Below are 19,147 nucleotides of genomic sequence, written 5' to 3'. Positions count from 1 at the left end.
GCACTTTATCAAACGTAACGGTTGACGATGTTCTCAAGCAATTCCTGCTTGCCCGACCTTGGCTGCGGGTTGACGTCGTGGCTCTCGACATAGTGGGTGATCTCATCCAGCGAATACTCGCCGCGGAAGAGCTTCTGCGCCTCGGCAGATTCCCAGCCGGCATAACGATCGGCGAGCGGCTGCGACAGAGCCTTGTCCTCGATCATCTTGGCGGCGGCCTTCAGGCCGCGGGCGCAGCAATCCATGCCGCCGATATGGCCGATCAGCAGATCCGCCGGGTCGAGAGACTGGCGGCGAAGTTTCGAGTCGAAGTTGGTGCCGCCGGTCTTGAAGCCGCCGCCAGCCAGAACATGGTAATAGGCGAGTGCCATTTCGGGAACATTGTTCGGGAACTGGTCGGTATCCCAGCCGGACTGGTAGTCATTGCGGTTCATGTCGATCGAGCCGAAGATGCCGAGAGCATTGGCAAGCGCCAGCTCGTGCTCGAAGGAGTGGCCGGCAAGGATCGCGTGGCCCTGCTCGATATTGAGCTTCACCTCATTTTCAAGGCCGTGCTTCTTGAGGAAGCCGTAGACAGTCGCGACGTCGTAGTCATACTGGTGCTTGGTCGGCTCCTGCGGCTTCGGCTCGATCAGGATCGTGCCCTTGTAGCCGATCTTGTGCTTGTATTCGACGACAAGGTTGAGGAAGCGGCCGAGCTGATCGAGCTCGCGGCCGATATCGGTGTTGAGCAGCGTCTCGTAGCCTTCACGGCCGCCCCAGAGCACATAGTTTTCGCCGCCGAGCTTCTGCGTGGCGTCGATGCAGGTCTTTACCGTCGCGGCTGCGAAAGCGAAGACGTCAGGATCCGGATTGGTCGCAGCGCCCGACATATAGCGGCGGTGGGAGAAGAGGTTCGCCGTGCCCCAGAGCAGCTTGGTGCCGGTTGCGGCCTGCTTCTCGGCGAAATAATCGACGATCTCGTTGAGGTTTTTAGTGTTCTCGGCAAAAGTCTTGCCTTCCGGACGCACGTCGGCGTCATGGAAGCAGTAATAGGGCGAGCCGAGCAGCGAGAAAAATTCGAAGGCGACGTCGGCCTTGAGCTTGGCGGCCTTCATCGTGTCCTCGAACCAGGGACGCAGGAAGGTCTGCCCGCCGAAGGGATCGCCGCCCGGCCAGGTGAAGGTGTGCCAGTAGGCCACCGCAAAGCGCAGATGGTCTTCCATGCGCTTGCCCATGACGATCTCGTCCGGCTGGTAATAGCGGAAGGCCAGCGGATTGGTGCTGTCCGGGCCTTCGTATTTTACTTTCTGAATATCGCCGAAAAATCCGGTGCTCATTTTGGTTCTCCTTGGGTTCGTATCTGTTGGCAGTTCCGAATTCTTGTCTACGCCAGGGCCCCCTCATCCGCCTGCCGGCACCTTCTCCCCGATGGGGAGAAGAGACTCGCTGCGGCGCTTCTTTTCCCTTCTCCCCTGGGGGAGAAGGTGGCCCGAAGGGTCGGATGAGGGGGCCGCCGTCTCAGTTCTCAGTGCGCCAGCGACTTGATCGCCGGGTACAGCGCACGATAGCGCTTGTAAGCATCCTCATACGCGCCGCTCAGCGACGCCACCGGCTCGATCGTGCCCGCCGTCACCGGCGGCGTGCAGACCGTGATCGGATCTGCGCCCGTTGCCGCGATCAGGCCGAGGCGGGCAGCGCCGAAGGCCGCGCCGAAATCGCCGTCGGCCGGCAGATCGACCGGAACGCCAAGCGCGGTCGCGATCGACGCCAGCCAGTAACGCGAGCGCGAACCGCCACCGATTGCCGTGACGCGGGATATGCCGGTGCCGGCCGAACGCAGCGCTTCGAGATTGTCGCGGATGGCGAAGGCGACGCCTTCGAGCACCGCCTGGGTCAGAACGACACGGCTGCTTTCATGTTCAAGGCCGATGAAGGCGCCGCGGATGACGGCATCATTGTGCGGCGTGCGCTCGCCGGAGAGATAGGGCAGGAAGGTGACGCCGGTAGGCGCCTTCAGCGTTTCGCCGAGTTCGCCGGTGAGATCGGCGGCCGACTTGCCGGTCACGCCGGAATGCCAGTTCAGCGCATCGGTCGCCGATAGGATGACGCCCATCTGGTGCCAGGTGTTCGGCAGCGCGTGGCAGAAGGCATGCACGGCGCTTTCTGGCTTCGGCAAATAGGAACCGTTGGCGGCAAAAAGCACGCCTGATGTGCCGAGCGAGACGAAGGCGGCGCCATCGCTGACCGTGCCCATGCCGCAGGCCGAGGCCGCGTTGTCGCCGGCACCGCCGGCAACGACGACATCACCTGATATACCCCATTGCGCCGCCAGTTCGGACCGCAGCTTACCAGCCTGCTCGGTGCCTTCGACGAGCGCCGGCATCTGCTCCTCGGAAAGCTTGGTGGCGGCCAGCAGTTCGGAGGACCAGGCGCGCTTGCCGGTGTCCAGCCAGGAGGTGCCGGCCGAATCCGACATTTCCGAGATATAGTCGCCGGTCAGCCAGAGACGCAGATAGTCCTTCGGCAAGAGCACCTTGGCGATCTTGCCGAAGACATCGGGCTCATGCTTTTCGATCCAGGCGAGCTTCGGCGCCGTAAAGCCGGGGAAGACGATGTTGCCGGTGAGCGCGCGAAAGCGCGGATCGGCATCAAGTGCCGCGGCCTCGACGTAGCTGCGCGTATCGTTCCAGAGGATGCAGGGGCGCAGGACCTTGTCGGTAGCATCGATGAGCGTTGCGCCATGCATCTGCCCGGAAAGGCCGATGCCCTTGATCGCCGCCAACTCCTTCGGGTGTTTTGACTTGAGGCCGGCGACAGCCTCCTCCGTGGCGCGCACCCAGTGGGCCGGCTCCTGCTCCGACCAGCCGGAATGCGGACGCGACACGTCGAGCGAACCGTTGGCCGAGCCGACGATCTTCTGATCACCGTCGATCAGCATCGCCTTGACGCCGGAGGTTCCGAGATCGAGACCCAGATACATGTGGTGTTTCTCCCTTTGCCGTTACGGCAGATTGTCTTTCAGGAATATGTCGAGGCGGATGCGCTCCTGCGCTTCGATGACGGCAAGTCCGTCCGCCTTGGCTTTCAGCACCCGGATCGCGCTGCGCACCTCATGTCCGGCATCCTGATTGAGGATCGCATCGATCGTGTTGTCGATGAGTGCTGCGCGTGTATGGGCGGTCAGTTCGTGGGCAATCACGGTCAGCACGCGGTCGACGGCCTTCTCCTTCAGCGCTCGGATCAGGCCGCGATTGCCGGCGCCGAGGCTGTAGACGCCGATGATGCTGGCATGTCTGGAGAGCGCGTCGGCGACGAGCATATGGGCGACCTCGGGGTCGTCGCGGCCTTCGAGAACCGGCAGAATCGCAAGAGCCGGGAATTCCTCGGCCATGACGGCGGCGAAGCCCTCCAGCCGCTCGCGATGGTCGCGCACCAGCATGGAGCCGGCGAGCACGGCGATTTCGCCCTTTCGCGACCCAAGAAATCGCCCGAGCAGCCGGGCGGCTGTGCGACCGGCGGCGATATTGTCGACGCCGGCATAGTGATGGCGTAGCGACCCCGTGAGATCGGACACCAGGGTGACGATGGGAAAGCGCTCGCGCACCAGCCGGTCGACGGCGGCGCGCACCTCAGGCGCATCGGTCGCAACCAGTGCGATGCCACAAGGCTTTTCCCGGGAAAGACCCTCGAGCACGGAGACAAGGGCGGCGGGATCGAAGGCCGGCACCTCAATGGTACGGATGTCGGTGCGTTCGGCCGACGAGCGGAGGACCGCCTGTCGAATCTCGGCGTTGAGACCGTGCATGAAGGAATTGTCGCTGGCCGGCAGGATGAAAACCAGCGGATAAGTGCGCCCTTTGGCAAGATTGGCGGCGGCGACGTCTCTGACATAACCGAGCTCGCGGATCGCGGTCTCGACCTTTTCCCGTGTGACGTGGCGCACACCGGGACGCTGGTTGAGAACCCGGTCGACAGTCGCCAGACTGACACCGGCGGCGGCGGCGATATCGTGAACAGTTGGCCTCATCATTCCTCCTGACGAGACCATTACCGCCAATTTTGATGTACGTAAATCAAAAAATCGAACGGGCTGGTTTCCGCATCGTTTTCCCGGCATTTCCTCTTCGCTTCGGACCGATCCAGCCAGCAGCCGGAAAACACCAACAAAAAGGCCCTCCGGAGAGGGTCTTTTCAAGGGGTGGCAGGCCGGAGGTCAGTGGCCGCCACCGCCTCCCCCGCCTTGCGGCGCAGGTTTCTTGATCATGGCGACGCCGAGGATCATGGCAAGGAAGAGTGCGGTCAGGATCAGGAACACGTCACTAAAGGAAAGAATGATCGCCTGTTTGGTGGCAAGGCCGACCATCTGCTTGATCGCAACCGAGGCGCCGTCCATGCCATATGTGTTGAAGTTGGCGGCCATGTTGTTCATCTGGTCGATCGCCGCCGGATTGCCCCAGTCCATATTCTCCCGCAGCCGCTCGTAGTGCACGTCCTGCCGGTTGGTGAGCACGGTGTTGATGACCGCGAGGCCGACGGCGCCGCCGAGGTTTCTGGTCAAGTTGAACAGGCCGGAAGCGCCGCGGATGCGCGAGGGCGGCATCGTACCGAGTGCGATGTTGTTGATCGGCACCATGCACATCATCAGCCCGAAGCCGCGCAGGATCTGCGGGATGAAGAGTTCGTAGAAATCCCAATCCGCCGTCAGATGCATCATGATGAAGGTGCCGGCGGCGAAGCTGACGAAGCCGATCACCATCATCAGGCGCAGGTCCATCTTGGTCGACAGCCGCCCTGCGATGGGCGCGGTGAAGAACATCGCAAGTCCGGAGACAAACATGGTCTCGCCGATCATCAATGAGTCATAGCCGCGGATGCGCCCGAGATAGACCGGGTAGATATAGGTGAGGCCATAGAGGCCGATGCCCATGACGAAGGAAAACACCGAACCGAAGGAGAAATTTCGGTTCGCAAAGGCCTTGAGGTCGACGACCGGGAAATCCACCGTGAAGGCGCGATAGAAAAAGACGATGGCTGCAGCACCGGAAGCGACTGCCGCTATGGTGATGTAGCTGTCGTTGAACCAGTCGTTGGAATTGCCCTCTTCGAGCACATATTCAAGGCCGCCGAGGAAGACGCCCATCGAGAACAGCCCCCACCAATCGAACTTCTTGAAGAGCGACAGTTCCGGCTTGTCGAAATCGATGAAGTTCCAGGTGACGATCGTGACGATGATGCCCGGAATGATATTGACGAGGAACAGCCAGTGCCAGGAGAAGGCGTGGCTGAGATAGCCGCCGACGGTCGGGCCGATGGTCGGCGCCAGCGTGGCGATCAAGCCGATGATCGGCGAGACGATGCTGCGCTTCGACGGCGGGAAGATGGTGAAGGCGGCCGCGAAGACCGACGGGATCATGCCGCCGCCGATGAAGCCCTGGATGACCCGGTAGACGATCATCTGGTCGATATTCGTCGCGGTCGCGGCAAGCGCGCTCGCCATGGTGAAGCCGGCAGCCGAGATCGCGAAAAGATAACGCGTCGAGATGATGCGCGCCAGCGTGCCCGAAAGCGGGATCATGATCACTTCGGCGATCAGATAGGACGTCTGCACCCAGCCGATCTCGTCGCTGCCGGCCGAAAGGCCGGCCTGGATCTCCGCAAGCGAGGCCGAGACGATCTGGATGTCGAGGATCGACATGAACATGCCGACCACCATCGCGAAGAAGGCGATAAGCTTCTTCGGATCCATGCGCTCGTCGGCATGGGCGGGTGCCGCCGGCATCATTCCCGCCGTTGCTGTCGCGCTGCCGGCCATCAGATCACCTCTGCCTTTCCTGAAGGCTTACTTGCTCGGCGCCGTACGGGTGTCGACATCGACGACGACGCTCAGGCCCGCGCGCAGACGGCCGCTGTCGAGTGCATCCTGCGGCAGCGCAATGCGCACCGGCACGCGCTGGATCACCTTGGTGAAGTTGCCGGTAGCGTTTTCCGGCGGCAGCAGCGAAAAGACCGAGCCGGAAGCCGGCGAGATCGACTCGACGATGCCGACGATCGGATGGTCGTCATAGGCATCGACATGGACGTTGACCTTCGAGCCCGGCACCAGATGCTGGATCTGCGTTTCCTTGAAATTGGCGTCGATGTAGAGCTGGCGCACCGGAACGAGCGCCATCAGGCGCTGGCCGGGAGAGACGAGGTCGCCTTCCTGGACGGAGCGGTTGCCGACAATCCCGTCATAAGGCGCCTTGAGCACGGTGAAGGAAAGGTCACGGACGGCCTTGTCGCGCGAGATCTCAAGCGAACGGACCGAGCCTTCGGCTTCCTTGCGCTGGGCCTGGAGGATGGTGATGTTGGCCTGTGCGGCGGTGATGTTGGCGTCACCGCCAGCAAGGTTGGCCTTGGCCTGGTCGAGGGCGATATTGGCGTTGTCGAGATCGGCGGCGGTGCCGACCGACTTCGCCTGAAGGTCGCTCTGGCGCTTCTGGGTGATCTCGGCACCGCGAACGGCCGCTTCGAGTGCCACCTTCTGCGCCTGCGCCTGCACGAGGCTCGCATTCGCGCCTTCGATCTGCGCGTCGATACGCTGCAGAGAAAGCTGTTCGGTGACGATCTGGGCCTGGGCCAAGTCGAGGGCGTTCTGATAGTCGCCGTTATCAAGCGTGGCAAGAACGTCGCCCGCTTTGACTTCCTGGTTGGCGACAACGTTCACCTTCGCCACGTAGCCCGTGACCTTCGGCGAAATCGTTGCGATATCGCCTTCGATATAGGCGTCGTCGGTCGACACCATGAAGCGGCCGTTCGTCCACCATTCGTAACCATACCAGCCGCCGCCCGCGAGAAGGGCGAGCACGACGATCGGCAGCACAAGGCTGCGGCGCTTCTTCGCAGCCGCGGGTGCGGTGACCGAAGCCGGCGCCGACTGCGCGGGAGCTGAAGGAACTTCGCGGGCTTCCGCCGTCGGAGCTTCTACGGCCGCGACATCGGCCTTTACCTCTTCGGTCCCGGCGTTTTCGCTGACGATACGCGCGACGTTGCTCTTCTGGTTGCTCGACATGGCCACTTTACCGATCTGGAGTAAATAATCGAACTGAACGGTTCGGTTCAGTTGACTTAAACCTGTTTTATCGTCATATCAAGATGCATAGAACCAATCGGTTCGATTTCTTTTAAAGAACATGCGAAACCGTCAACACGGTGAAGAGGACATGACGCTGACACCCGACCACGCCGCCGTATTCAGTCCTCCCGCTGCCGGAGGCCGATTTGCCGCAGGCGAAGATCCGGCCAAGCGCCAGCAGATCCTCGCCGGCGCCAAGCGCGTCTTCATGAAGATGGGCTTCGACGCCGCCAGCATGAACGACGTGACCCGCGAGGCCGGAGTCTCCAAGGGAACGCTCTACGTCTATTTCACCAACAAGGAAGAACTGTTTTCGGCGATGATCGAGACCGAGCGCGCCGCCTTCGTGGCGGCTGTGCGCACGGCGCTTGCCGAACATGACGATCCCGAAGCCGGCCTGTACGAATTCGGGATAAGCTTCGTTACCCATATGACCGATGAAAAGGTCATCAGCGCGATGCGCACCGTGCTCGGCGTTCGAGACCGCATGCCTGAGCTCTGTCAACGCTTCTTCAAGGGGCCGGTCAATCTGCGCACCATCATGCGCGATTTCCTGGAACGCCATATCGCCGAAGGCACACTCGAGATCGATGACATCGATCTCGCCGCCGGCCAGTTTCTCGATCTTGCCAGCGGCAGTTTCTTCAAGCTGCGCCTGTTCGGAAGCATGGAAGAGCCGCCGCCGCTTGACGAAATCGAGCGCGTCATCCGCGGCGCGATCCGGGTCTTCATGGCCGCCTACGGCGCGCGCCGGCACGAGACGGCCTGACTGCACCCTTGATTGCTGTCCTCCATCGGCCAAAATTCCGCAACTACGATCAAACCCGGCTGCCGGCTTTTCTTTAAAGAAGAAGCCGCAACCAGGGGAGTGAGAATGAGCGCCGTCGGACGGGCGATCTGGTTCATCGAGAGCCATTTCGAAAGCGATATATCGCTGGAAGAGATATCGGAAGCAGCCGGATTGTCGCGCTACCATCTGTCGCGCGTCTTCGGGCTCGTCACCGGCCACTCGATCAGCGGCTATATAAGAGGGCGCCGCCTCAGCCGCGCCGTCCCGACACTGGTCGGCGGTTCATCCACCATTCTCGAGGTTGCGCTTTGCGCCGGCTACGGCTCGCACGAAGCCTTCACCCGTGCCTTCCGCGACCAGTTCGGCATGACGCCGGATGCGGTGCGCAGACAAGGGCACGCCCGTAACCTTGTCTTGCTGGAGCCGATCAGAATGGACCCCGCCCACCTCAACGACCTCGAACCGCCCCGCTTCGAAACCCTTCAACCGATGCTGTTTGCCGGCTTGCAGGAGACCTACCCCTATGGCGGCAATGCCGCCATCCCCTCCCTCTGGCAGAAATTCAATGCCCATTTCGGTCATATCTCCGGCCAGAAAGGCAACGTCGCCTACGGCATCTGCACCCATATCGATGGTGAAGCAGAGAAATTCCGCTATCTGGCCGCGGTTGAAATTTCCGATGCCGGCGATCTGCCGGCGGATTTTGCAACGCTCAAGCTTCCGGGCCAGCGTTACGTCGTCTTTGCCCATCGCGGCCATGTCTCCGGCATTCCGGCGACCATGAACCGGATATTTGGCGCATGGTGGCCAACCTCAGGCCTGGAGCACGGCGAGACACCCGACATGTTCGAACGCTACGACGAGCGCTTCGACCCCTATACCGGCATGGGCGTCACCGAAATCTGGTTGCCGGTCAGAGCATGATGCCGAAAAATGTCAGCGGTTTTCGGACGACATCATGCTCTAACTCTTTAATCTGGAACAGGATTCAAATTTAAGGCCGCCCCGGCCTTAAATCATCCTGTTCTGGGGAATAAAATTCACATCGGTTTCGTATACCCCCTTGCGGCGCTTGCCTGGCAGGCCGGCGACATTACATAGCGGGCGTTACTACTCATGTGACGCAAAGGGGATATATGCTGATGCAGGAAATCATGACGCTCATTCAGGATCCGGCCGCCTGGGTGGCGCTCATCACGCTGGTGGTGATGGAAGTCGTTCTCGGGATCGACAACCTGATCTTCATTTCCATTCTCACCAACAAACTTCCGCCCGAGCACCGCGAGAAGGCCCGCAAGATCGGCATCGGCCTTGCGCTCGTCATGCGTCTCGTCCTGCTCGGCACCATCGCCTGGATCGTGCAACTGACCGAACCGCTGTTTGAAGCCTTCGGCCACGGTTTCTCCTGGAAGGATCTGATCCTGATTGCCGGCGGTCTGTTCCTCGTCTGGAAGGCCACCAAGGAAATCCACCACAGCGTCGATCCGGAAGATCACGGCGAGGACTTCATCGCAAGTTCGGCCACGACAGGCTTTGCATCGGCCATCGGCCAGATCCTGCTGCTCGACCTCGTCTTCTCCGTCGACAGCATCATCACCGCCGTCGGTATGACGCCGCATCTGCCGATCATGGTGGTCGCCGTCGTTGCCGCCGTCACCGTCATGCTGGTCGCCGCGACGCCGCTTGCCAACTTCATCGAGCGGAATCCGACGATCGTCATGCTGGCGCTCGCCTTCCTGCTGATGATCGGTACGACACTGATCGCCGATGGCATGGGCTTCCACGTGCCGAAGGGCTACGTCTACGCCGCCATGGCCTTCTCGGCGCTGGTCGAGGTGCTGAACATGTTCGCGCGCAACGCCCGCAAACGCAAACGCGATGCCGCGCATTGAGGCTTGGACAGGAGGGCGCGGCGGAACCGGCGCGCCCTCACGCACCGCTATCAGGCCTTTGCGGGCGTGGTTTTTCTTGACGCGCCCGGTTGAATATGGCCTAAGGCCAGCCGAACGGACGATCGGCGGATAGTGCGGGCGCATGCCCTTTTTCCGGCCGGTTTGCCGATGAAGCTATCTGCATCCTTCCGGCCGAACGTCGCTTTCCGATGAAAGCCGTCCGGCATTCATTGACGGGCACACACAATGACAGTTTCCGGGACAGCCACCGGCGTCCGCGTCCGCATCGCTCCCTCGCCGACCGGCGAGCCGCATGTCGGCACCGCTTACATCGCTCTCTTCAACTACCTTTTCGCCAAGAAGCACGGCGGCGAGTTCATCCTGCGCATCGAGGATACAGATGCGACGCGCTCGACCCCTGAATTCGAAACGAAGGTGTTGGACGCACTGAAGTGGTGCGGGTTGGAATGGAAGGAAGGCCCTGATATTGGCGGTCCCTACGGCCCCTATCGCCAGTCCGATCGCAAGCCGATGTACCAGCCCTATGGACAGGAGCTGCTGGACAAGGGCCATGCTTTCCGCTGTTTCTGCACGCCCGCGCGCCTGGAACAGATGCGCGAAACCCAGCGTGCCGCCGGCAAGCCACCGAAATATGACGGCCTCTGCCTGAATCTTGCGGCCGAAGAGGTCACCTCGCGCATGGCTGCCGGCGAGACGACCGTCATCCGCATGAAGATCCCGGGCGAAGGCTCCTGCGACTTTACCGACGGCGTCTATGGCGATGTCAGCATCCCGTGGGATTCGGTCGACATGCAGGTCCTCGTCAAGGCCGACGGCATGCCGACCTATCATATGGCCAACGTCATCGACGACCATCTGATGAAGATCACTCATGTGGCCCGCGGCGAGGAATGGCTGGCTTCGGTGCCGAAGCATATCCTGCTCTATCGCTACTTCGGTTGGGAGCAGCCGGTCTTCATGCATCTGTCGCTGATGCGCAACGCCGACAAGTCGAAGCTGTCGAAGCGCAAGAACCCGACTTCGATCTCCTATTACTCCGCGCTCGGCTATATCCCGGAAGCGCTGATGAACTTCCTCGGCCTGTTCTTCATCCAGATCGCCGAAGGCGAAGAGCTCCTGACGATGGAAGATCTGTCCCAGAAGTTCGATCCGGAGAACCTCTCCAAGGCCGGCGCGATCTTCGACATTCAGAAGCTTGACTGGCTGAACGGCCGCTGGATCCGCGAGAAACTGTCGGAAGAGGAATTCCAGGCGCGCGTGCTGACTTGGGCAATGGAAAACGATCGCTTGAAGGAAGGCCTGCGCCTGTCGCAGACACGCATTTCCAAGCTCGGCGACCTGCCCGATCTTGCCGGCTTCCTGCTGAAATCCGATCTCGGCCTGCAGCCCTCCGACTTCGCCAAGATCAAGTCGCCGCCGGAAGAGATCCTGGAGATCCTCAACACCGTTCAGCCGGATCTCGAAAAGATCCTGGAATGGAACGTCGAGACGATCGAAGCCGAATTGCGCGCGATCGCCGACCGCATGGGCAAGAAGCTGAAGGTCGTGGTCTCGCCGCTCTTCGTCGCCGTGTCCGGCTCGTCGCGCTCGCTGCCGCTCTTCGATTCCATGGCGATCCTCGGCCGGTCCGTTGTGCGTCAGCGCCTGAAGCTCGCCTCGCAGGCGGTCGCCGCCCTCGTCGGCTCGAAGTAAGAACAGTCAGAGGATTTCGACAGTGGCTGACAACAAGACCGAAAACACCCTTTCCTCCGACGCGACGGAAGTGCGCGCCCAGAAGCTGAAGCTGCTGCGTGAGCAGATCGGCGAGGTCTATCCGGCGCATTTCCACCGCACGATGACCAATGCCGAGCTCATCGCGAAATATGAGAACCTGGAACCTGACGTCGAGACGCAGGATGTCGTCACCGTCGCCGGCCGCGTCTACTCATCGCGCAACTCCGGCATGTTCATGGACATCCACGATGCCGGCGGCAAGATCCAGATTTTCAGTCACAAGGACACCACCCCGGAAGAAGCCCGTGCGCTTCTGCCGATGATCGACATCGGCGACATCATCGGCGTCACCGGCATCGTACGCCGCACCAAGCGCGGCGAGCTGACGATCAACGCGCAGACGATCACCATGCTGACGAAGTCGCTGCTGCCGATGCCGGAAAAGTGGCACGGCCTCTCCGACATCGAGCTGCGATATCGCAAGCGCCATCTCGACATCATGACCAACGAGGATTCGAAGCTCCGCTTCCAGCAGCGCTCGAAGATCCTCTCCGGCATCCGCCGCTTCATGGAAAATGACGGCTTCCTGGAAGTCGAGACGCCGATGCTGCATTCGGTCTATGGCGGCGCCACCGCCGAGCCGTTCAAGACGCATCACAACACGTTGAAGCTCGACATGTACCTGCGCATCGCGCCGGAACTGTTCCTGAAGCGTACGCTGGTTTCGGGGCTGACCGACAAGGTCTTCGAGATCAACCGGAACTTCCGTAATGAAGGCGTCTCCACCCGGCACAATCCCGAATTCACTATGATGGAGTGTTACTGGGCCTATGCCGACTATGAGGACATCATGGACCTCGTCGAGCGGCTGTTCGAGAGCTTGGCGCTCTCCATTCACGGCACCACGGAATTCCCCTTCGGCGACAAGACCATGTCCTTCAAGGGTCCGTTCAAGCGCGTGCCGATGCCCGACGCCGTCAAGGAAGCGACCGGCATCGATTTCCGCGCCATCAAAACCGATGAAGAGGCCCGCGCCGCCGCCAAGGCTGCCGGCTTCGCGGTCGAGAAGGATTGGACCTGGGGTGAATGCCTCGCCTTCATCTTCGAGGAAAAGGTTGAATCCACGCTGATCCAGCCGTCGCATGTCACGCATTTCCCGAAGGATATCTCGCCCTTCGCCAAGGAAGTGCCGGGCGAGCCGCGCCTCGTCGAGCGCTTCGAGACCTATTGCAACGCCTGGGAACTCGGCAACGCCTTCTCGGAACTCAACGATCCCGAAGAGCAGCGCCGCCGCATGGTCGAGCAGCTCGAACAGGCGCATGCCCGTGGCGAAAAGGAAAAGCAGCTGGACGAGGAATTCCTCGACGCGATCGACCAGGGCATGCCGCCGGCAGGTGGCCTCGGCATCGGTGTCGACCGTCTCATCATGCTGCTGACCAACGCACCGTCGATCCGCGACGTCATCCTCTTCCCGGCCCGCCGCAGCAAGGCCGACTGACCGGAAGACAGGTCGAAAATGCCAAGCGGAGTGCCTCCCGGCGCTCCGCTTTTTCATGCCAGCTGTTCAGTGGGTCTTGGCGGCTTCAGCCGGCGGCTCTTCGGCCGGCGCATCTGCGCCGTGGCCGCCTGCAGCCGGCGCGGCTTCGCTTTCTGCTGCCGGCGCTGCGCCATGCCCGCCGCCTGCGGCCTTCTTGCCCTTTTCCTCGCTTTTAGTCGAGGCAACCGCGACCGGGTCGACGCAATCCTCGGGATCCTTGAAAGCGGCGCTGATCATGGCGATCTCGTCGAACGGCATCTCTATCCGTTCGCCGAAGAACAGCCCGTTTTCGCTGGCCTTGCCGTCGTAGTAGCGCGCTGTATAGGACTTGTCGTCGAGGCCGGGAACCGTCTTGTCGGGACGCGGGATATAGACGACATCAGCGCCGATCGCCCGGCCGCGAATATCGGCGCGCATCGTCGGTCCGTTTTCGTCGAGCACCACAACCTGCACCAGATCCGGCTTCTGCGCGGCATAAACCGCTTGAGCGACACGAAGTGCGGTCTTGACCCGCGTCATCCCGTCGGTCGGTTCGGTCCTGATGTATTTGCGCACCCAGACGTGGTCCTGCTTGCGGATCGTCACCAGGTTGACGTCACTGCATTCGAGCCCGTAGCCACCACCAGTTGCACCGATCAGCCTGTCCTTGCCGACATAGACCGCCGCACCGCCGGACACGCCCGTCAGAAGAGCGAGTCCGCCAATGATGATTGCCAATTTCCGGGAAGGCCGGAATATGCGCAGTAAGGCCTTCACGCCAACTGCTCCGCCATCTGAAACTCCAACGCAGGACAAGTGCCGAGAACGCTAAGGAAATGACGTTTCCGAAAGTTTAAGTGGGCATGCGAAGCCCGCTCCATTTTAGGAAAACACCAAAAAAGGTCCACTTTTTCCGACCGCTTGCCACGGCCCGTTCCGCCATGCTCTAAAACCCCATGGCCTTCACGCTTCGCCAGGTTCAATATTTTGTTGCCGTCGCCGAACAAGGTTCGGTGACGCGAGCCGCACAGAACCTTTCGATCTCGCAATCCTCGGTGACGGAAGCGCTGAAGGAGCTCGAAACCGACCTCGGCGTCGAGCTCTTCGAGCGCCATCCACGCGGCCTGACAATCACCCATAACGGACACCAGTTCCTGCGTCATGCGACGAAGATCCTGGCCTCCGTCTCCGATGCACGGACCAGCTTTTCCGGCCAGCAAAGCGCCCTCTCCGGCACACTGAACATCGGCGTCACCTCGCTTGTCGCCGGCTATGTGCTCTCCGATCTCCTGGCGCGATACCGCCGTGCCTGTCCCGGCATCGAGGTCAGCGCCATCGAGGACAATGGGGGTTACCTCGAACATCTCCTGGTCGGCGGCGAATTGGATGTCGCCGTGATGGTGATATCAAACCTGCGCGACCGCATGGCGCTGCAGGCGGAAATCCTCGAAACCTCGCCCTATCGACTATGGCTGCCGATGGGCCATCCGCTGGTGTCGGCCGACATCATCTCGGTCGCCGACATCGCCCGCGAGCCGCTGATCATGCTGACGGTCGACGAAATTGAAGAGAATACCGGCAAGCTGCTCTCAGCTCTCGGCGCCCGCCCGCATGTCGCCTTCCGCACCCGCTCGGTGGAGGCGGTACGCAGCCTGGTTGCAACAGGCGCCGGCGTAGCCCTGCTTCCCGATCTCGTCTATCGACCATGGTCGCTGGAAGGCGACCGCATCGAGAGCCGCGACGTCTCGGGATCGCTGCCGGTCGTCCAGGTCGGCATGGTCTGGCGCAAGGGCTCCAGCCTGCCGCAGGCGGCGCGCGATTTCGTCGGCATCGCCGAAAGCTTGCGCTCCGGGCGTATCCGCTGATATCGGAATTTCCGATACCGCCTTTCTGATAAATGAATTTGCGAAAGCGGCTTTTTCGCGTCACCTTTTCGTCCGGGAACAATCCGCCACAAAAGTGGCAAACCGGGAGACGGATGATGACGAATCTGTTGAAATCCTGCACGGCAACGCTCGCCTGCCTGAGCTTCGCGACCCAAGGAATCGCCGCCGAACCGCTGAAGGCCTTGGGCAAGGGCGAAGGTGCGGTCAGCATCGTCGCCTGGGCCGGCTATATCGAACGCGGCGAAACCGACAAGAACTACGACTGGGTCACCGATTTCGAAAAGGAGAGCGGCTGCAATGTATCCGTCAAGACCGCCGCCACCTCGGATGAAATGGTGTCGCTGATGAACGAGGGCGGCTTCGATCTCGTCACGGCATCGGGCGACGCCTCGCTCCGCCTCATCGCCGGTAAGCGCGTCCAGCCCATCAACACCGATCTGATCCCGAGCTTCAAGACCGTCGACGAGCGCCTGCAGAACGGCCCGTGGTATACGGTCGGCGGCGTGCACTACGGCGTGCCCTATCTCTGGGGCCCGAATGTGCTGATGTACAACACCGATGCCTTCAAGGACAAGGCGCCGACCAGCTGGAACGTTGTCTTCGAAGAGCAGACACTGCCTGACGGCAAGTCGAACAAGGGCCGCGTCCAGGCCTATGACGGCGCGATCTACATCGCCGATGCCGCCGTGTATCTGATGGCCCACAAGCCGGATCTCGGCATCAAGGATCCCTACGAGCTGAACGAGGACCAGTACAAGGCCGCCCTCGACCTGTTGCGCGGCCAGCGCAAGCTCGTGTCCCGCTACTGGCACGACGCGATGATCCAGATCGACGACTTCAAGAATGAAGGCGTCGTCGCCTCCGGCTCCTGGCCTTTCCAGGTGAACCTGCTGCAGGCCGACAAGCAGAAGATCGCCTCCACCTTCCCGGATGAAGGTGTCACCGGCTGGGCCGACACCACCATGTTGCACGCCGACAGCGAACATCCGAACTGCGCCTATATGTGGATGGAACATTCGCTGAAGGCCAAGGTCCAGGGTGACGCCGCCGCCTGGTTCGGTGCCGTGCCCTCCGTTCCCGCCGCCTGTAAGGGCAACGAACTGATGGGTGATAGCGGCTGCGCCACCAACGGCTTCGATCACTTCGACAAGATCAAGTTCTGGAAGACCCCGGTCGCCAAATGCACAACGCAGAGCGAATGCGTGCCCTATCATCGCTGGGTGTCGGATTATATCGGCGTGATCGGCGGGCGGTAATTTACGTCCTCACTGAGATGACCGTTGTAGCGTGAGACCCCTCCCCACCCCCCCACAAGGGGAGGGGCTCCGAGTGGCACCGCCGATTCCTGCCGAAACGCCAAGGTATTTGCGAAAGGGGTACGGCAGATTAAGCCCCTCCCCCTTGTGGGGAGGGGTTTGGGGCGGGGTCCTTGTTGGCCAAGACCGAGCCCTCTCTGAACACACACGACCCGGAGCCCCCATGACGTCAGCCGTCCGCTTCCAGCAGGTATCGCGCCATTTCGGCCAGGTTCGCGCCGTCGACGGCGTCGATCTCGAGATCGCGCCCGGCGAATTCTTTGCCATGCTCGGGCCATCCGGCTCCGGCAAGACGACGTGCCTGCGATTGATCGCCGGCTTCGAACAGCCGACCGCGGGCCATATCCAGATCTTCGGCGAGACGGCTGACGGCGTTCCGCCCTATCGCCGCAACGTCAACACCGTGTTCCAGGACTACGCGCTCTTTCCGCATCTCAATATCCTCGACAATGTTGCCTATGGACTGATGGTCAGAGGCGTCGGCAAGGCGGAGCGGATGAAGGCGGCAGGTGAAGCCCTCGAGCTCGTCAAGCTACCGGGTTACGGCGCCCGCCGCCCCGGCCAGCTGTCCGGCGGCCAGCGGCAGCGCGTGGCGCTCGCCCGCGCGCTGGTCAACAAGCCGAAGGTGCTGTTGCTCGATGAGCCGCTCGGCGCGCTCGACCTGAAACTGCGCGAGCAGATGCAGGAAGAATTGAAGAGCCTGCAGCGCGCGCTCGGCATCACCTTCGTCTTTGTCACCCACGATCAGGGCGAGGCCCTGTCCATGGCCGACCGCGTCGCCGTCTTCAACGACGGCAACATCGTCCAGGAGGGCACGCCGCAGGATATCTACCGCCGCCCGAAAAACCGCTTCGTCGCCGATTTCGTCGGCTCGTCGAACGTCATCGCGCCTGATCTGATGGCCTCGCTCGGCGGCGAAAGACGCTGGGCAAGCCTCCGTCCCGAAGCAATCCGGCTGGCAGGCGACGGCGTCGAGGCGCAGGTCGACAATGCGAGCTTCCTCGGGGCAGCCACGCGCCTCACCGTTGGCCTCCGGGGGGCGCGGCTGCATGTGATGCTGCCGGCGGGCGCAGATGTGCCTGTCGTCGGCGCCGACATACGACTTGCCTGGCAGCCCGACGATATCCACTACATGGATGATGCGGCATGACGGCGCTCACCATGTCAGGCGGCAAGACATCGATCCTTCCGGGGCGCGGCGGCCTCTTCGGCCGGCTGTCCGATGCCTTCTGGCGGCACCCGAAACTGCTGCTCTTCCTGATGCTGACGCCGCCGCTGCTCTGGCTCGGCATCATTTATATCGGCTCATTGATCGCCCTGCTTCTCCAGAGCTTCTTCTCGATCGACGATTTCTCCGGGCTGGTGAATACCGAATTCACCCTCTCGACCTATGCCCAGCTGCTGAATCCTGTAAATTTCGATATCATCATCCGTACCCTTGTGATGTCGGCGCTGGTCACCCTCGCTGCCGCCCTGATCGGCTTCCCGATCGCTTACTATGCGGCGCGTTATGCGCAAGGCAAATGGAAGGCGCTCTTCTATCTCGGCGTCATGCTGCCGCTTTGGTCGAGCTATCTCGTCAAGATCTACGCCTGGAAGCTGATCCTCGCCAAGGAAGGCATCCTCACCTGGATCTTCGAGAAGCTCCATCTCTCCTGGCTGCTTGACGCGACCCTGAACCTGCCCGTGATTGGCGGCAATTCGCTTTCGGTGAGTTACCTCGGCACCTTCATCGTCTTCGTCTATATCTGGCTTCCCTACATGATCCTGCCGACGCAGGCGGCCCTCGAGCGTGTGCCCGGCAACCTGATCGAGGCCTCGGCGGATCTCGGCGCCACGCCGCGCCAGACCTTCCGCACCGTGCTCCTGCCCTTAGCGCTCCCCGGCATCGTCGCTGGTTCGATCTTCACCTTCTCGCTGACATTGGGTGATTACATCATCCCGCAGATCATCGGCTCGTCCAGGCTGTTCATCGGCCAGGCGGTCTATGCCCAGCAGGGAACGGCCGGCAATGTGCCGCTCGCCGCCGCCTTCTCCGTCGTGCCGATCGTCATCATGGCGCTTTATCTGTCGCTCGCCAGGAAATTGGGGGCTTTCGATGCGCTCTGACCTCAAGAGATCGCCACTGCCCCTGAAAATCGCCGCAGCCGCCGGACTGCTTTACCTGCACCTGCCGATCCTGCTGATCTTCGTCTATGCGTTCACGACGGAGGAGAAGAGCTATCAATGGCCGCCGCCCGGGCTGACTCTGCAATGGTTTACTGTTGCCTGGAACCGGCCGGACGTCTGGTCGGCGCTCAGCCTTTCCGTACAGGTCGCCGTCATCGCCACGGCGATCGCGCTGGTCCTCGGCACGCTCTGTGCGGCCGCCGTCAGCCAGACGAAATTCTTCGGCCGCGAGGCGATCTCGCTGCTGGTCATCCTGCCGATCGCCCTTCCCGGCATCATCACCGGCATTGCGCTCCGCTCCGCTTTCAGCCTGTTCGACATCCCGTTTTCGGTCTGGACGATTGTGCTTGGCCACGCCACTTTCTGCGTGGTCGTCGTCTACAACAATGCGGTCGCCCGCTTCCGCCGCACCTCCGGCTCGCTGATCGAGGCCTCGATGGATCTCGGCGCTGACGGCTTCCAGACCTTCCGTCATGTCATCCTGCCGAATATCGGCACCGCCCTTCTGGCCGGCGGCATGCTTGCCTTCGCCCTGTCCTTCGACGAGGTCATCGTCACCACCTTCACCGGCGGCCAGCAATCGACCTTGCCGATCTGGATGCTCGAAGAACTCATCCGCCCGCGCCAGCGCCCTGTCACCAATGTGGTCGCCATGGTCGTGGTGCTCGTTACTTTCCTGCCGATCCTGGCAGCCTATTACCTCACCCGCGATGGCGACCAGATCGCCGGCGCCGGCAAATAAAGGGAG

The 19,147-nt window shown here is 61.7% G+C and carries 16 protein-coding genes; 10 read left to right on the top strand and 6 right to left on the bottom strand.

Annotated elements, in window-relative coordinates:
* Positions 1-8: 8 nt before the first annotated feature.
* From xylA to BS630_RS24380, 5 genes are all read right to left on the bottom strand, one after another.
* On the bottom strand, positions 9-1,319 hold the full coding sequence (xylA, locus tag BS630_RS24400; protein ID WP_077979444.1) for a xylose isomerase: 1,311 nt from the start codon (positions 1,317-1,319) through the stop codon (positions 9-11).
* Between the two features lie 188 nt (positions 1,320-1,507).
* Entirely contained in the window at positions 1,508-2,962 is a 1,455-nt protein-coding gene (gene xylB / locus BS630_RS24395; RefSeq protein WP_077979443.1) for a xylulokinase, read from the bottom strand.
* A gap of 21 nt (positions 2,963-2,983) precedes the next feature.
* Positions 2,984-4,009 carry a LacI family DNA-binding transcriptional regulator gene (locus tag BS630_RS24390; RefSeq protein WP_077979442.1) on the bottom strand — a complete coding sequence of 342 codons (1,026 nt, stop codon included), beginning with the start codon at positions 4,007-4,009 and terminating at the stop codon, positions 2,984-2,986.
* Between the two features lie 186 nt (positions 4,010-4,195).
* Positions 4,196-5,794, bottom strand: a complete 1,599-nt coding sequence (locus BS630_RS24385; RefSeq protein WP_077979441.1) for a DHA2 family efflux MFS transporter permease subunit — start codon at positions 5,792-5,794, stop codon at positions 4,196-4,198.
* 27 nt (positions 5,795-5,821) lie between these two features.
* Positions 5,822-7,033, bottom strand: a complete 1,212-nt coding sequence (locus BS630_RS24380) for an HlyD family secretion protein (protein WP_077979440.1) — start codon at positions 7,031-7,033, stop codon at positions 5,822-5,824.
* 151 nt (positions 7,034-7,184) lie between these two features.
* Between BS630_RS24380 and BS630_RS24375 the strand changes: the two genes are divergently transcribed.
* The 5 genes from BS630_RS24375 to lysS all read left to right on the top strand — a co-directional run bounded on the left by BS630_RS24375 (position 7,185) and on the right by lysS (position 13,010).
* The gene (locus tag BS630_RS24375; RefSeq protein WP_025396084.1) at positions 7,185-7,865 is read left to right on the top strand and encodes a TetR/AcrR family transcriptional regulator; all 681 of its coding nucleotides are present in this window, start codon (positions 7,185-7,187) and stop codon (positions 7,863-7,865) included.
* 105 nt (positions 7,866-7,970) lie between these two features.
* The gene (locus tag BS630_RS24370) at positions 7,971-8,810 is read left to right on the top strand and encodes an AraC family transcriptional regulator (RefSeq protein WP_077979439.1); all 840 of its coding nucleotides are present in this window, start codon (positions 7,971-7,973) and stop codon (positions 8,808-8,810) included.
* 218 nt (positions 8,811-9,028) lie between these two features.
* Complete coding sequence (locus BS630_RS24365) at positions 9,029-9,778, top strand: TerC family protein (protein WP_027668622.1); 750 nt, start codon at positions 9,029-9,031, stop codon at positions 9,776-9,778.
* A gap of 246 nt (positions 9,779-10,024) precedes the next feature.
* Positions 10,025-11,491 carry a glutamate--tRNA ligase gene (gene gltX, locus BS630_RS24360; RefSeq protein ID WP_077979438.1) on the top strand — a complete coding sequence of 489 codons (1,467 nt, stop codon included), beginning with the start codon at positions 10,025-10,027 and terminating at the stop codon, positions 11,489-11,491.
* 22 nt (positions 11,492-11,513) lie between these two features.
* Positions 11,514-13,010, top strand: coding sequence for a lysine--tRNA ligase (lysS, locus tag BS630_RS24355; protein WP_077979437.1), 1,497 nt, complete (start codon positions 11,514-11,516; stop codon positions 13,008-13,010).
* Positions 13,011-13,076: 66 nt separating this feature from the next.
* Here the strand turns inward: lysS and BS630_RS24350 are convergent, their stop codons facing one another.
* A complete protein-coding gene (locus BS630_RS24350) occupies positions 13,077-13,805 on the bottom strand; it encodes a hypothetical protein (RefSeq protein WP_077979436.1) in 729 nt (242 codons plus the stop codon).
* 179 nt (positions 13,806-13,984) lie between these two features.
* Here BS630_RS24350 and BS630_RS24345 point away from each other — a divergent pair, with 179 nt between their 5' ends.
* The 5 genes from BS630_RS24345 (at position 13,985) to BS630_RS24325 (ending at position 19,141) form a co-directional block, all read left to right on the top strand.
* Positions 13,985-14,893, top strand: coding sequence for a LysR family transcriptional regulator (locus BS630_RS24345; RefSeq protein WP_003566676.1), 909 nt, complete (start codon positions 13,985-13,987; stop codon positions 14,891-14,893).
* Between the two features lie 116 nt (positions 14,894-15,009).
* Complete coding sequence (locus BS630_RS24340; protein ID WP_077979435.1) at positions 15,010-16,170, top strand: ABC transporter substrate-binding protein; 1,161 nt, start codon at positions 15,010-15,012, stop codon at positions 16,168-16,170.
* 223 nt (positions 16,171-16,393) lie between these two features.
* Positions 16,394-17,380, top strand: coding sequence for an ABC transporter ATP-binding protein (locus tag BS630_RS24335; RefSeq protein ID WP_077979434.1), 987 nt, complete (start codon positions 16,394-16,396; stop codon positions 17,378-17,380).
* Positions 17,377-18,339, top strand: coding sequence for an ABC transporter permease (locus tag BS630_RS24330; protein ID WP_025396093.1), 963 nt, complete (start codon positions 17,377-17,379; stop codon positions 18,337-18,339). The genes BS630_RS24335 and BS630_RS24330 overlap by 4 nt, the downstream gene beginning before the upstream one ends.
* Complete coding sequence (locus tag BS630_RS24325) at positions 18,329-19,141, top strand: ABC transporter permease (RefSeq protein ID WP_077979433.1); 813 nt, start codon at positions 18,329-18,331, stop codon at positions 19,139-19,141. Before BS630_RS24330 ends, BS630_RS24325 begins: the two co-directional genes overlap by 11 nt.
* The last annotated feature ends 6 nt before the right edge of the window (positions 19,142-19,147 follow it).

Source organism: Rhizobium laguerreae, assembly GCF_002008165.1.
In the GTDB taxonomy this organism is placed as follows: domain Bacteria; phylum Pseudomonadota; class Alphaproteobacteria; order Rhizobiales; family Rhizobiaceae; genus Rhizobium; species Rhizobium laguerreae.
The sequence above is the reverse complement of the archived record's forward strand: the minus strand, read 5'-3'. Positions and strand labels throughout refer to the sequence as shown.